General features: G+C 58.4%; 15 protein-coding genes. 1 reads left to right on the top strand and 14 read right to left on the bottom strand.

The annotated features are described in order from the left end of the window. Positions 1-61: 61 nt before the first annotated feature. The 7 genes from NUV55_RS10410 to NUV55_RS10380 form a co-directional block, all read right to left on the bottom strand. On the bottom strand, positions 62-946 hold the full coding sequence (locus NUV55_RS10410) for a diguanylate cyclase (protein WP_296672710.1): 885 nt from the start codon (positions 944-946) through the stop codon (positions 62-64). Positions 947-1,091: 145 nt separating this feature from the next. After that, positions 1,092-1,862, bottom strand: coding sequence for a Crp/Fnr family transcriptional regulator (locus NUV55_RS10405; RefSeq protein WP_296672709.1), 771 nt, complete (start codon positions 1,860-1,862; stop codon positions 1,092-1,094). A 230-nt stretch (positions 1,863-2,092) separates the two neighbouring features. Then, entirely contained in the window at positions 2,093-3,814 is a 1,722-nt protein-coding gene (locus NUV55_RS10400) for a proline--tRNA ligase (RefSeq protein WP_367280401.1), read from the bottom strand. Positions 3,815-3,908: 94 nt separating this feature from the next. After that, positions 3,909-4,394 carry a hypothetical protein gene (locus tag NUV55_RS10395; protein WP_296672706.1) on the bottom strand — a complete coding sequence of 162 codons (486 nt, stop codon included), beginning with the start codon at positions 4,392-4,394 and terminating at the stop codon, positions 3,909-3,911. A gap of 120 nt (positions 4,395-4,514) precedes the next feature. Continuing rightward, the gene (locus NUV55_RS10390; RefSeq protein WP_296672704.1) at positions 4,515-4,916 is read right to left on the bottom strand and encodes a hypothetical protein; all 402 of its coding nucleotides are present in this window, start codon (positions 4,914-4,916) and stop codon (positions 4,515-4,517) included. A 356-nt stretch (positions 4,917-5,272) separates the two neighbouring features. Continuing rightward, entirely contained in the window at positions 5,273-6,169 is an 897-nt protein-coding gene (locus tag NUV55_RS10385) for an ROK family protein (RefSeq protein WP_296672703.1), read from the bottom strand. A 17-nt stretch (positions 6,170-6,186) separates the two neighbouring features. Further along, positions 6,187-6,888 (bottom strand): type 1 glutamine amidotransferase, encoded by a 702-nt coding sequence (locus tag NUV55_RS10380; protein WP_296672701.1) that lies wholly within the window; start codon positions 6,886-6,888, stop codon positions 6,187-6,189. Between the two features lie 42 nt (positions 6,889-6,930). On the opposite strand from NUV55_RS10380, the gene NUV55_RS10375 reads away from it, so the two are divergent. Continuing rightward, on the top strand, positions 6,931-7,584 hold the full coding sequence (locus NUV55_RS10375; protein ID WP_296672699.1) for a TIGR02281 family clan AA aspartic protease: 654 nt from the start codon (positions 6,931-6,933) through the stop codon (positions 7,582-7,584). A 125-nt stretch (positions 7,585-7,709) separates the two neighbouring features. Here NUV55_RS10375 and NUV55_RS10370 read toward each other — a convergent pair whose 3' ends face one another. The 7 genes from NUV55_RS10370 to NUV55_RS10340 all read right to left on the bottom strand — a co-directional run bounded on the left by NUV55_RS10370 (position 7,710) and on the right by NUV55_RS10340 (position 14,045). After that, positions 7,710-8,429 carry a hypothetical protein gene (locus NUV55_RS10370; protein WP_296672697.1) on the bottom strand — a complete coding sequence of 240 codons (720 nt, stop codon included), beginning with the start codon at positions 8,427-8,429 and terminating at the stop codon, positions 7,710-7,712. 139 nt (positions 8,430-8,568) lie between these two features. Continuing rightward, positions 8,569-9,957 carry an FAD-linked oxidase C-terminal domain-containing protein gene (locus NUV55_RS10365; RefSeq protein WP_296672696.1) on the bottom strand — a complete coding sequence of 463 codons (1,389 nt, stop codon included), beginning with the start codon at positions 9,955-9,957 and terminating at the stop codon, positions 8,569-8,571. Next, the gene (rfaE2, locus tag NUV55_RS10360; protein WP_296672694.1) at positions 9,950-10,432 is read right to left on the bottom strand and encodes a D-glycero-beta-D-manno-heptose 1-phosphate adenylyltransferase; all 483 of its coding nucleotides are present in this window, start codon (positions 10,430-10,432) and stop codon (positions 9,950-9,952) included. Before rfaE2 ends, NUV55_RS10365 begins: the two co-directional genes overlap by 8 nt. Next, the gene (locus NUV55_RS10355) at positions 10,429-11,007 is read right to left on the bottom strand and encodes a BON domain-containing protein (protein ID WP_296672692.1); all 579 of its coding nucleotides are present in this window, start codon (positions 11,005-11,007) and stop codon (positions 10,429-10,431) included. The genes rfaE2 and NUV55_RS10355 overlap by 4 nt, the downstream gene beginning before the upstream one ends. 1 nt (position 11,008) lies before the next feature. Then, the gene (locus NUV55_RS10350) at positions 11,009-11,635 is read right to left on the bottom strand and encodes a phosphoheptose isomerase (RefSeq protein ID WP_296672689.1); all 627 of its coding nucleotides are present in this window, start codon (positions 11,633-11,635) and stop codon (positions 11,009-11,011) included. Positions 11,636-11,779: 144 nt separating this feature from the next. Further along, a complete protein-coding gene (locus NUV55_RS10345; RefSeq protein ID WP_296672686.1) occupies positions 11,780-12,145 on the bottom strand; it encodes a YraN family protein in 366 nt (121 codons plus the stop codon). Continuing rightward, positions 12,108-14,045 (bottom strand): penicillin-binding protein activator, encoded by a 1,938-nt coding sequence (locus NUV55_RS10340; RefSeq protein ID WP_296672685.1) that lies wholly within the window; start codon positions 14,043-14,045, stop codon positions 12,108-12,110. Before NUV55_RS10340 ends, NUV55_RS10345 begins: the two co-directional genes overlap by 38 nt. Positions 14,046-14,060 lie beyond the last annotated feature (15 nt).

Here is a 14,060-nt window from a genome sequence, read left to right as displayed (position 1 = left end):
TCGAAGCGTAGAAAAATGCTTGAAAATCGCGCAGAATCCCCAGCGTCCAGTGCACGCATTGTTAGCCCGTTTTTTGCTCACCCGATTCCCGGAACAGCACAACTCGCTTCTCTGTTCCCTTGGCTTTATACATTGCTGTATCGGCATTTTTGAAAAGAATATCAGACGTATCTCCATCTGCGGGATAAATGGCAATACCGATACTGGCTATTATAGAAAAAACATGCCCATTAAACTCGTAAGCTTCGGCAATACGATTTATCATCTTCTCTGCAAGCTGAGTTACGTCAGCTTCTTGCTTGACTTCCAGCAGCAGGCATACAAATTCGTCGCCTCCCCAGCGACTGACTATGTCGTCATCGCGCACAAAAGACTTTAAACGATTTGCCACCATCAACAGCACCTGATCTCCCAGATCATGACCATAAGAGTCGTTAATGCTCTTGAATTTGTCGATGTCAATAAATAGGACGGCGAGTCCCCAACCGTGCCGTTTTGCCTGGATCAACCCGTGGTCGAGACTCTGTTCAAATGAGACACGGTTGGGAAGACCCGTGAGTGCGTCCTGAAGCGCCATTTGTTGCGCTTCTTGCGTTTTTACCTGGGCTTTTGATAAATCGTCGCGTACTTCAGCCAAGTCGGTTTTTGTATTGGCGAGCTCGGATTCGATGACTATTCGGTCAGCTATTTCTTCGGTGAGTTGGATGTTAACCAGCTTCAAATCGCCTGCGGCTTTCGCAACCTTCTGCTCAACATCTTCATTCTGAGTGAGGGCCTGTTTCATAATCGGAACAGAGACCTTTTCTTGCTTTAGAACTTCATTTACCAATGTAAGTTCACTGGCAGCGTCCTTGACAGTTTTTTTAATCTTCTCATTTTTCTTAAGCACGCGTCCAAGCGAAGCTTTTTTGGCGGATACGGTTTTTTTTATATCTTTTGATTTCATAAGTATCTCTCTTTTTGCATAGGGCGGGCTAACCGCCTAAGCTCAGCCGAAGAGCCCCGAAGGCGCGAAGTTCGGCTGGAGCGCCTTGTTGGGCCGCGGCTGTGAAATCGTTTCCCAAGCACCGTTTTCATTGACGTCTCACTGCCTATGGCGTTCGAAGCGTTGCAGTGGGTATGGAGTCGGTATTCGTAATCACGTGGCGCTGCGGCAGGTAATGAAGCAGCAGATCTGTTTCCTTCTTGACCACGCTGTAGCACTCGCAACTCAGAGTTTCAAGTTTCGGCCGGTCAAGCACCTTGATCAATCCGCGCGAATATGAAATCACGCCTAGCTGCTGCAATTTTAACGCGGCTTGGGTGACGCCTTCGCGGCGAACGCCGAGCATGTTGCCGATGAATTCCTGTGTCATCGTCAAGTGGTTATGTGACAGGCGATCCATGGAAAGCAGGAGCCAACGGCAGAGCTGCTGGTCGATCGAATGATGCCGGTTGCAAACTGCGGTCTGGGAGATTTGCGTAATCAGGGCCTGCGTGTAGCGCAGCATCAGCATCAGCAACTGGCCGTGGCGGTTGAACTCCTCTTTCACCCGCTTTCTGGGGAGTCGATATGCGTAACCGGCGCTCTGCACCAGCGACCGGCTCGGCGTGCTCTCCCCGCCCATAAACAAGGTGATGCCTAGCAATCCCTCATTGCCCACCACCAGGATCGCGGTCGATGCCCCGTTTTCCATCACGTACTGCAGCGAGACTATGGAGTCGGTGGGAAAGTAAACGTGACGCATGGGGTGCCGGGATTCATATAGGAGCGTGCGCAACGGCATGCGCACCAGTTCCAGGTACGGGAACAAACGGCCTTGAACGTCAGGCGACAAGGCTGCCAGAAGATGATTCTGCTGCGGCTGGGATTTGGCGGACATTTCGGCGCTCTTGGAACTGAGTAGTTGCAGACCACCCGATCACACCGGTTTGAGCGTACTTTTTGTCCTGCGCGAATTCGGTACGGTAGCCCACAGATGGTGAGGGCACTGAGAACTCGCATGAAACGAGCCTATGGATGACTTAGCAGCCCGACGTTTAAATTAAGGAATCTCTGATTAATTCAATTTAAGGGGTCAATTTAAGGGGTCAGCACCCTTAAATAAGCCCATCAGTTTTTAACTGTCTCGCGCACAAAACCGGCAACCTGATCCAGCGGCACCTCGCGCAGCTGTTTATCGCGCCGCCCTTTGTATTCGGCCACGCCTTTGGCGAGGCCCTTGTCGCCGAGCACGAGACGGTGCGGAATGCCGACCAGGTCCATGTCGGCGAAGATGACGCCGGGGCGTTCGTCGCGGTCATCCAGCAGCACGTCGAAACCGGCGTGCACCAGCTCGTTGTAAAGTTTATCTATGGTTTCGCGGACCTTTTCTGATTTGGCATAACCGATGGGCACCAGCGCGATCTGGAACGGGGCGATGGCGTCGGGCCAGATGATGCCGTTGTCGTCGTGGTTCTGCTCGATGGCGGCGGCGACCACGCGCGACACGCCGATGCCGTAGCAGCCCATGGGCATGACCACGGATTGGCCGGCCTCGTCGAGCACTTTCGCCTGCATGGCCTCGCTGTACTTGGTGCCGAGCTGGAATATGTGCCCGACCTCGATGCCGCGGCGGATCGAGAGCGTGCCGCCACATTCGCCCTGGCCGGAATCGGGGCAGGGATCGCCTTCAACCACCTTGCGCAGATCGGCCACTACCGGTTCGGCGGTATCGCGGCCCCAATTAACATTAATAAGGTGCTTGCCGTTGACGTTCGCGCCGCAGACGAAATCCGCCAGCCGCAAAGCCGATTCGTCGGCAATGACAGTGATTTTCATGCCCACTGGCCCGATCGAGCCGGGTTCACAGCCGGCGGCCAGCTCCACCTCTCCCGGCGTGACGAATTCCAGAGGTTTCGCTACTTGTGGCAGCTTCGAGGCTTTGACTTCATTCAGCTCGTGATCGCCGCGCAGCACCAGCGCAATAACGCCGCCGGTGCCTTTGACCAGCAGAGTCTTAATAGTTTGCTTCGGATCGACCTTCAGGAACTTGCTGACCTGCTCAATAGTATGTTGCCCCGGTGTGTCCACGGTCTGTATCGGCTTGCCCGGCTCCGGGCGCTTGCCGAGCGGTGGCAAGGCCTGCGCCATTTCCACGTTGGCGGCGTACTCGCATTTCGAGCAGATGGCGATGGCGTCCTCGCCGGAATCGGCCAGCACGTGGAATTCATGCGAGTTGCTGCCGCCGATGGCGCCGCTATCGGCCGCGACCGGGCGGAATTCCAGCCCCACGCGCTGGAATATGCGCGAATAGGTGGCGTGCATGACTTTATAGGTCTCGACCAGCGAGGCCTCATTAATATGGAAGGAATAGGCGTCCTTCATGAGGAACTCGCGCGCCCGCATCACGCCGAAGCGCGGGCGGATTTCATCGCGGAATTTCATCTGGATCTGGTAGAAATTGGCCGGCAGTTGGCGGTAGCTCTTGATCTCGCGGCGGATGAGGTCGGTGATGACCTCCTCGTGCGTCGGTCCGAAGCAGAAATCGCGCTTGTGCCGGTCGGTCATGCGCAGCAGCTCCGGCCCGTACTGGTCCCAGCGCCCGGACTCCTGCCACAGTTCGGCCGGCTGCACCGCGGGCATCAGCATTTCCAGTGCGCCGGCACGGTTCATTTCTTCGCGCACGATTCTCTCCACGTTGCGCAGCACGCGCAGGCCGAGCGGCAGCCAGGAATAAATACCAGCGGCGAGCTTGCGGATCATGCCCGCGCGCAGCATGAGCTGGTGGCTGAGGGTTTCAGCCTCGGCCGGGGTTTCGCGGACGGTGGCAAGCAGGAATCGGGAAACGCGCATGGAATCGTTATTCTCGTTAATCAGAAACGGGAGTGGAGTATAAGTCAGGTGCGCGGCACGCCAAAGCGCCGTGCTAGCCAAGGAAAATCCCACCCTATTTGATGTTCAGCGCCTCTTTCACAATCCCGTCGAGCAGATTTTCCACGTCCTCGAGCGCTTTTTTCGATGCCGCCGAACCCGCCGGAACCGGCCGGCGATAACCGACATATACCGTCTTCGGATCGTTGTGCAGGGTGTAATACACGATGATGTAGGGGCAAAAGACGATGTTGGTGGGATCAGCCTCCATGGTGCGACGCGAAACCGTGGCCGAGCAGAATTGCATGGAGCCGGCGTTGCCGTAAATCGGCTTGGTGGTGCCGAGGTCCTTGCCGGTGCGTTCGAGCATGGCGCCGATATGCGAGGCATGGTCAATCACCAGTCCCCGGTTGGTGACAGCTATCTCGATGTCCTGTTTGACGTCCTCGTAATTTCCCTGCTTGTGGTAGAGCTTGAGATGATCAGATTCGGCGGCGATGGCCGGCGCGGATCCACCGGCCAGCAGACCGAACGAAAGGACGAACACCATAATACGGGTCATATGATCTCCGGAATGTCTTGAATCACGATGGCTCAGTATATCGCAGACACGGACTTCTTCCCCCGCCTGTCTGGGCGAGGGAAGAATGGCAAGCATCTGTAATCGAGGATTAACGCCGGATCAATTACGGCGTCCGTTGCCCATCCCCGGTCCCATGCCGCCCGCGCCACCACCAGGACCCATGCCGGGGCCCATTCCTTTGCCCGGACCCATGCCGCGTCCGCGCGCTGGCGGCTCATCCGGCAGGGTCATGCCTTTCTCCTTGGCGCGGACTTTCATCTGCTCGTGATGCTCGTTGCGGATCTGTTCGCGCTCCTGCTCGGTTTTCACGGCGCGCATGCGGTTACGGTACTCGTTGCGCTCCTGATCGGTCATGAGCTGCGAGCCGTAGATCTGGTCCTGGTCCCGGACTTGATCGCGTGTTTGCAGGCGATCCTGATCCTTGTCCGCGGCATAGGCCACGGTTCCAAAGGCCGGGAGCATGGCCGCGACCAGGGCGGCATAAAGCAATGTGCGTTTCATGACAGTTCTCCTTAACGTTTCACCTAGGTTGAACGGATTTCCCCGATCCTTGTTGCCTGAATACTCCCGTTTACAGCGGGTTACCATGACGGGAATCAAATATTGCGCAAGAACCTGAGATATCTGTAACAACGCATGAATATCTCCGTGGTGCACCGGAGGATATGCGGTTTATTGCCGCAGGCCGGCGTGGATATCGCGGTGATGTGTGTTGTGTGGTTAAGAGCGCCTGACAAAATAATTGGAACCACGGGGAGCACGGGGAGTGGAAGGTGTCAGAAAAATGTGGGCCATTCCTCTCCTTACATGCTCTTCCTCGTGCCCCCGTGGTTTGAATCGTTTTTGTAATAGATTCTTTAAGTATCTCGTGGCGGCCAGAGCTGGGCCGCGCCGCGTACGCCGGAGCTGTCACCGTGAACATTGGGCAGAATTTTGGTGCGAAGTTCATCATTAAAAACGTGGCGCGCCACGCGTTCGGGTCCGTCGGTATAGAGTCGCGAAATATTCGACATCCCGCCGCCGAGTACGACGACGTCCGGATCAACGATATTGATGACGACCGACAGGGCTTTGCCGAAGCGATAAAGGTAACGCTGCAGCGCGGCATTGGCCCCGGCATCACCCTGTTCGGCCAGCGCCACGATGTTGTTGGCCTTGAGCGAGGCATCGCCGCCGTGCTGCGACCAGTCGTAGACCAGGCCGGGTCCGGAAAGAAAGGTTTCCACGCAGCCGCGTTTGCCGCAGTAACAGGGCGGGCCGTCGGCTTCGAGGATATTGTGCCCCCATTCCCCGGCGATGTGCTGCGGGCCTTCATGGAGTTTTCCGTGAAACACAATACCGCCGCCCACGCCCGTGCCGAGAATCACGCCGAACACTGTGCCGTATTCTTTTCCCGCCCCGTCGAGTGCCTCGGACAGTGCAAAACAATTGGCGTCATTGGCGATGCGGATCGGGCGGGCCAGGATTTTTTCAAGATCCTGCTGGATGGGTTTGCCGTTGAGACAGACGGTGTTGGAATTCTTGAGATGGCCGGTACGCGCGGAAATTGCACCCGGAGTGCCAATGCCCACATGGCAGGCCTGCCCGGTTTTTTTCTCGAGGTCGCGCACCAGCGTATAAATGTTTTGCAGAATGGCGTCATAGCCTTCGGTCTGCGGCGTGGGCAGGCGTTCGCGTAAAAGAATCTTGCCGGCCTCGTCCATGACGATGCCTTCGGTTTTGGTGCCGCCCAGATCGATGCCAATTCTTAACATGGATTCCTGATGATGGGTTATCCGAGACCCTGAATCCACCGGTCGTAAAATTTATCGGCCAGGCCTTGCAGCCGCGCGACGCGCGCATCGAGATTGGCAGTCATGGTCTGCGGATTCTGAACGGTGGCACATACCGGGGCGAGATCGTCGGCACCCACACGCGCCCATTCACGCACCATCTCACCGGTCATCTCGATGTGGCACTGAAACGCTAGCGTCTTGCCGATGACGAATGCCTGGTTGGCGCAGTCGCGCGAGGACAGAATGCACGTGGCGCCTGCTGGAATAGAAAAGGTTTCGCCGTGCCAGTGAAACGCCTCGAATTCCCGCGGCAGGTCATCGAGCCAGTTTTGCGCGAGCGTGCTCTCGACGCGGGTAACGGGCAGCCAGCCGATTTCTTTTACAGGGTTACGTGTTATCGCGCCACCCAGCGCCTTGCTGATGAGCTGCCCGCCGAGGCAATGACCCAGTACCGGCACATCCGCCGCGACGGCCTTTCGAATCAAATCAGTGACTTTCGGAATCCAGGGCAGCGGGTCGTTAACGCTCATGGGCCCGCCCATGAGCACAATCCCCGCAACCCCGTCTATGCTTGAAGGTATGCGATCGTTCTGGTCGATGCGGACCAGTCGGTAGGGCAGGTGCTGGCGGTCGAGGTAATCGGCCAGGTAACCGGGCCCTTCGTGCGGCGCGTGCCGGAATATCAGGATTTCCTGCATGCGGCGATTGTATCGTCAGCGATGATTTTAGGAAATACAGCTATGCGATTTCTGAAAACGAAGTTAATCATATTAACTGGCCTGCTACTGGCCGCGAATCCCGCCAGTGCGGTAGAAAAAATTTCGTTGCAGGCCTTGTTCAAGGACAAGGCAATTATTGTAGTGGATGGCGCACGCCGGATACTGAAGAGCGGCGAGGAAAGTCCGGAGGGCGTCAAACTGCTGGCCACCGACACGCAGGAGGAAAAGGCCGAAATCGAAATCGGTGGCAAACGTGAAGTGCTGAAGTTGGGCGTGGTGATCGCCGGATTTGCCTCCAAAGGCAAGGGCAGCGTAATACTTTACCCTGAAACCAGCGGTCATTATTTTGTTGAAGGACTGGTCAACGGGGTTCCCGTGCGTTTCATGGTGGATACCGGCGCCACCATTATTGGCATGAACAGCATCGTGGCCAATCGTATCGGCCTCGATTACCGCAAACAGGGCCGTCCCGGCTTCGTCAACACCGCGGGTGGCACGGTGCCTACGTACTACATCAAGCTGAACAACGTCACGGTCGGTGATATCACCTTATATAACGTAGATGCCAGTATCGTCGAGGGTTCCAGCCCGCGCGAAGCGCTGCTCGGCATGTCGTTCCTCGGTCATCTCAACATGAAGCGCGATAGCGAGAAAATGGAGTTGAGCGAGCACTAGCCGCCGGTTCCCGTGTGACAGTTCTTATTGAGACCGTGGCAGGTTCGACCAAGGGCGGTTCTTTCTTTGCGACTATCGGCGCCCACTGACGAAAGAGCGCTTGCCTCGGGCGCTGAGCGTTACAGTCAGAAGCGAAATCCGAGCTTGGCACCATAAGTAGCGGCGTCACCGGTTTTGTCGGCTTCGAACGCGAGATTGACAAGGCCCAAATTGATATTTCCGCCGACAAAATATTTCCCCTGCGTAAATTCTTCCTTGCTGACGTTCGTCACGCCCACCGGTTCGGACACTGTCCTTACTTGTCCCGCGCCGGCATACGGTGTGAAGATGGTGAAACCTTTTGAGACCAGCAGTTCAAGACCCTTCGTGTGGAAATCGAGCTGGTTTACGCCCGACAGTTTGGAATAAGTGCCGCGCAGACCGAGCGCCGGTGCGATAGTGCCACCATCGATGATGGCGTAGCGTAACTCGGCGCCCCAGAGTTTTATGTTGCTGCCGGGGACCGATGTATAGAAAGCGCCCACATCGAATCCCGCCGGCAGGCCTTTGTGCAGATGCAGCTTGGGAATATACAGCGTGTCAGGCGCCGTGCTGGAACTGGCGCGGTTCCAGGCTTCGCGGTTTTCAAGCTTCGTGGCCGTGACTTCAACGCCAAGATCGAAGCCGGTCAGGCCGAGCGGCGTGGCCGGGATCACGGCCTTGTAGCTGAGTGCCGCGCCGAGATCTTCTGATAGCTTGCGGAAGTCCGCTTGTATCAGCTGATTGATCTGGTCGATATCATCAGCCGCTTCAGTCGATGAGATAGCGGCCAGAAAAACTGTCAGAAAAGCGAGCGCGTGTTTCATTGTGTTCTCCTTGATTTCCGAGGTTTAGCCTGCTTCGCCTGGGGACTCCAATGTTTTTATCGTAATGGTAAACGAGGTCAAAATCCCTACCGCCCATCCGCCCGAAACAGGCGTGCGGCAGCGAGAACGATTGCGATCACTACTGCGATGGAAAGATCTTGTCGGGATTCAAAATCCCCCGGGGATCGAACTGGCGCTTGATCGAACGCATGAGATCCAGCGTTACCGGATCGATGGCGCGGTTGATGTAGTCGCGCTTTTCCACGCCGATGCCGTGTTCACCGGAAAGCGTCCCCCCCAGCTGTAAAACCAGATCGAACACGCGCGACAGGCAGGGGCGCGCGTTGTTGTCCTGCTGTGGGTCTTGTGTATCGTAAAGCAGGTTCACGTGGATATTGCCATTGCCGGCGTGCCCGAAATTGACGATCGGGATGCCGAACTCGCGCGAGAGTTTTTCCAGTCCGTCGATGAGTTCCGGGATGCGGGAGACCGGCACCACCACGTCCTCGTTCAACTTGTTCGGCGCGATGTTGCGCAGGGCGGGCGATAGCGCTTTGCGCGTGGCCCACAGTGCCGCGGCTTCGTCCCTGGTTCCGGCCGCGTTCAGGTTCAGCAGGCCGTCACCACGGGCAGCGGCCGAGACCGTTGCCACCGCGGTTTCCATCGCCGCCTCCGGTCCGTCCAGTTCGATCATGAGCAGCGCGCCGGCCCCGCGCGGCAATTCCGCCTGGGAATAGTTGCGTATCATCTCGATCGCGGCCGCATCCATGAATTCCAGCGCGCATGGCGTGACCGATTGCGACATGAGGCGCGATATGGCCGCGGCGGCGGTGCGCACGCTGGCGTAAACCGCCTGCAGGGTACGACGGGATTCGGGCAGCGGTGTCAGCTTCAACGTTGCCTCGGTGACAATGGCGAGCGTGCCCTCCGAGCCGATGATCAGTCGTGTCAGGTCGTAGCCGACCACGCCCTTGGTGGTATAGGTGCCGGTGTGAATCTCATCGCCCTTGCCGGTCACCGCGACGAGCCCGAGCACGTTCTCGCGCGTGGTGCCGTATTTGAGCGCGCGCGGCCCGGCGGCGTTCAATGCAATGTTGCCGCCGACCGTGCAGTAAGCGCTGCTCGTGGGATCGGGTGGCCAGAAGAAACCATGCGGCGCGGCCTTGTCCTGTATGGCCTGATTGATCACGCCCGGCTCGACGCGCATGACGCGGTTGGCGGCGTCCATCTCGACAATCCGATTCATGCGCTCGAGTGACAGTACGAGCCCGCCGCGCACCGGAATGGCGCTGCCCGTGGTGCCGGTTCCACGTCCGCGCGCGACGATGGGAATGCTGTACTGGTGGCACAGCCGTACCGTTTCCAGCACCTGGGCATGGGTGGTGGCGAAGGCCACGGCGTCCGGCGGTGTGTGCTTGCGCGAATTGTCCTGGCCGTAGGGCCAGCGGTCGGCAGGATCGGTTAGTACATTCTGCGCGCCCAAAACGGCCTTGAGCCGTTCTACGAATGGGCCGGGGATTTCAGTCATGCGAGCGGATGCGGCGCAGCAGTTCCGTGGTCGAATGTTCGAACTGGAAGGGAATGGAATGAACCTGGCCGCCGGAGCTTTTGACGACGTCAGATCCGACAATCTTGTCTGGCGTCCAGTCGCCGCCCTTTACCAGATGGTCCGGTCGCACGAGCTTGATCAGCGCCAAGGGCGTGGTGTCGTCGAAGGCCGTGACCAGTGAAACGCAGCCGAGCGCGGCAAGAACGGCCATGCGGTCCTCGAGAGGATTGATGGGGCGGTCCTGTCCCTTTTCGAGGCGACGCACGGAGGCATCGCTGTTGACGCCGACGACCAGTGATTTCCCGAGCGCCGCGGCCTTTTCGAGGTAGGCGATATGCCCACGATGCAGAATGTCGAAGCAGCCGTTGGTGAAGACAACGGGACGGCCGAGCTGCGACAGGCGTGCCGTGAGTTGCGTGGCGTCACGGACGATTTTGCGTTCGCTGTCGGTCAATCCAGGTACTCGAACAGCTTGACGATCTTGGTGACTCCAGCAACTTGCTGTGTTGCCGTAGCGGCCATTTCGCCTTCCTTCTGTTTAACGAGTCCCATGAGATAAACGACGGAGCTTTCCGTCACCACCTTGATATGGTTGGAGCGGATATTCTCGGTGCCAATCAGTCTGGCTTTGACCATGCTGGTGATCCAGCTGTCATGGGTGCGGTTGGCGAAGGCCGTTGGTTCCGCGATTACGACGTTGTTATTGATGCTGCGAATGCCCGGGATATCACGGATCAGCGCCAAGGCGCGGTCGCGCAATTCACCGGTCGTTGTTTCGCCCGTGAGCAGGACGATGCCATTCATGCTGGTGATGTTGACGTGCACATCGTCACCGATTTCCGGATCGGAATTAAGCGCCTTTCTCGCTTTGAGCTCGATGGCGTTGTCGTCCACCAGAGCGCCGACGGTGCGTCGGTCAGTAGCCACCGCCGCGGCGGTCGCGCCGCCGGCGATGATGATCGGCGCGCAGCCCTGCGCCAGCGTGATGGCACCGAGGATGGTCGTGAGGAAGATATACCGTGTGCGCATTTTAGCCCTGGCCTAGCAGCTGATAGTCGATAAGGTCGCACAGGCAATGAATGACGATGCCATGCACTTCCTGGATGCGTGCCGTGGACGAGCCGGGCACGCAGATGTTGACGTCCTGACCGGTGAGCAGGCCGGTGATTTCGCCGCCCTCGCGTCCGTTCAGCGCGACACAAACGATCCCGCGCTCATGTGCTGCTTCGAAGGCGCGGATGACGTTGCGTGAATTGCCTGACGTCGAGATGCCCAGCAGCACGTCGCCGGACTGACCGAGCGCACGTACCTGTTTGGAAAAGATATCGTCAAAATGGTAGTCATTGCCAATGGCGGTGATGGTCGAGGTGTCGGTGGTGAGCGCGATGGCCGGAAGCCCCGGGCGTTCACGCTCGAAGCGGTTTAGCAGTTCGGCGGAAAAATGTTGCGAATCCGCCGCCGAGCCGCCATTGCCGCAGACAAGAATCTTGCGGTCGGTCAGCAGCGCCTGAATCATCTGCGAGGCGGCCTGGGCGATAATCGGCGCCAGGTCTTCCATGCAGTTACGCGTGGTCAGGATGCTTTCCTGAAAATTGTTTTTCACGCGCGTGATGAGCACGGTGGAATCAGGCTGTGCTTGCAGATTGCTCTTGGCCATGCGTTACATCCTCGATTCAGTATCTCTAAAGAAACAGATTTCACCGCAAAGACGCAAAGAGCGCAAAGGAACACGAGTGTTTTGCATTACAAAAGGCTTTCTTTGCGTCCTTCGCGCCTTTGCGGTGAGCCGTTTTTGCTTCATTTAAAAAACATTCCGAAGCCAGCGAAAGTCACAGTCTTCGCCATCACCGGTGATGGCAACGATATCAAATCGGCAGGCTTTCTTGGAGGCCCGCGGTATGTTCTGCCGGTAGTGCTCGGCGGTGGCGCGTAACCGGGCCTGTTTGCGTGCATCCACGGTCTCGGCGGCGGAGCCAAAATCGCCGCGGGCACGGTATCGAACCTCGACAAAGACCAGGGTATCGCGCTCCTGCATGACGAGATCGATCTCCCCAAAGGGGCTGCGGTAATTGCGTTCTGTCAGCGTCAGTCCTTGTTGCAGCAAGTGGTGGCAGGCGCGATCCTCCGCCTCACGACCGCGGCTGAGATTTGTCGGGGGTTTCCGCATCGTTCTCAATCCTGAACTGGTTCTGGTGCTTGAGAAAGGTATCGACCAGCCGCGGTACGCCCCGGCTGAACCGTGCCCACAGCAGTTGCCGCTGCAGGCGTCCGCTGTGGTCAACGGAGAGTCCGCTGGTGACGCCATTGAAGCGTCCCCCCGATTCCATGCTGATACGGCCCAGGTGCGGGAGGATGGCATAACTGTCCACGCCGAGTGCGTACAGGCGGTCGAGATCGGTATGGACGTACGGCCAGTCGCGTTGCAGCGCCTGTCGCAGTTCCAGTATTTTTCCGTCTCCTACCAGCATCCACGGCATGTCGCCGAACTGGATGCCATCGAGGTCAATGTCCCGCATGGCATCGCCTGCGCCGGTGAATATGTGCGAGGTTGAGTACACCGGCACGCGCGCGGCGTGATAGAAATTGAGCTGCGGCTTGATCAGCCGTCCGTGTTTGGCGTCTGAGGCGAGGAAAATGAAATCGATATCCTGGCGCGCACGCGCATCAGAGCGCAATTTCTGCCCAATCATTTTCTCGATCTGTTCCTTGCGCGTTTCGCTCTGGCCGATATTGAGCAGGCTTTTGATTGCATCGGAAAAATCGACATCCTCCTCGTTATAGGGTTGGTTGGCGACCACCACGCCGCCCAGTCGCTGCCAGTGACTGGACCATGCCGTCATCATGCGCTCGCCCCATGGCGTTTTTGGATAAAGCACGGCCGCTTGCCGATGCCCATCGAGCCAGGCTCGTTCGGCCACCTGTCGCGCTTCCTGTTCCGGTGGCAGGCCGAACTGGAAAAGGTATTTTGATGTCGAGCCCGGATCGTCATCGGTGTGGTTCAGCATCAGTGTTGGTACCCGGATACTGGCCTGGCGCATGATGGTTTCCGCGGCCTCGCGTCCGAGGGGACCGACGATAAACTGCGCACCGTCATTGACGGCCTGCTCATAGGAATCACGCACCTTCAACGGGTCCGGTCCGGTATCGTAGATTTTGATCTTGGGTTTGTCCGGGTCGGTGTTGGCGGCGTCCATGGCCAGGATTCCGTCGCGCACCGCCTGAGCCGCAACGGCATAACCGGAGGTCAGCGGCAGCAGCAGTGCAATGCGGTCGATGCGGCCAATCATGCTGGGCGCCTGACTGATCAATGTGCCGAGCACTATCTCTCCCGCGGGGTGATTCGGGTTGGCCTTTTTCCACTGTTCGACAGCGGCGCCCATCCGCAGCGGCTGACCGGCGTTGTCCACGGCGATCAAGGCCAGCTCGATCCAGCCGGACAGCACCCGGTCGCGCGCCAAGTTGAGTTCGGCGGCGAGCCGGGCGCGTGGCATCGACACCAGGATTTTCCACAATTGCTGCTGGTTTTCGGTGACGGCCTCCTTGCCAACGATATACTGCTCGCGGGCGATGAGGTTGCGCGCCGCGCCCACGGGATTGTCGAGCGCGAGTTCCGCCTGCGCGCGCACGCCGCTGATTTCGGAAAGCAGCGCCGGGCTCAGGTTGCGCAGGCGGCTGGCCTCGTCCAGCTGGCGTATGCCTTTCTCGTGCGCGCCCTCGGTGATCAGCACGCGCGCCTGCAAGATGCGCTTGCGCGCGGTGAACGAGGCGTCCAGTGGCGTGACATCGATCGGCTCGACGCGCGCGCGTGCCTCGCGCAGTTGGCCGGCCTTGAGCAGGGCGGCCACGGCGCGCAGTTCGAAGTCCTGTTTCCGGGGCGATTCGGCGGTGTCGGCGAGGCGCGTGTACTCGCGCGCGGCCAGCAGGTATTCGCCGTCGCGCTCGGCTTTTTCGGCGGTGTCCGTGCTGACCGGCGGCAAGGCCGTGGGCGTCACGGGCACGGTTTCGCAACCGGCAAGGATCGCCGCACATATTATTATAGGTATGACCAGCCAGCGGATGGGTTTCATTCAGTTTCCTGTTTA

Source organism: Sulfuricaulis sp. (genome assembly GCF_024653915.1).
Lineage (GTDB): Bacteria > Pseudomonadota > Gammaproteobacteria > Acidiferrobacterales > Sulfurifustaceae > Sulfuricaulis.
This window is presented reverse-complemented; position numbering and strand designations above follow the sequence as displayed.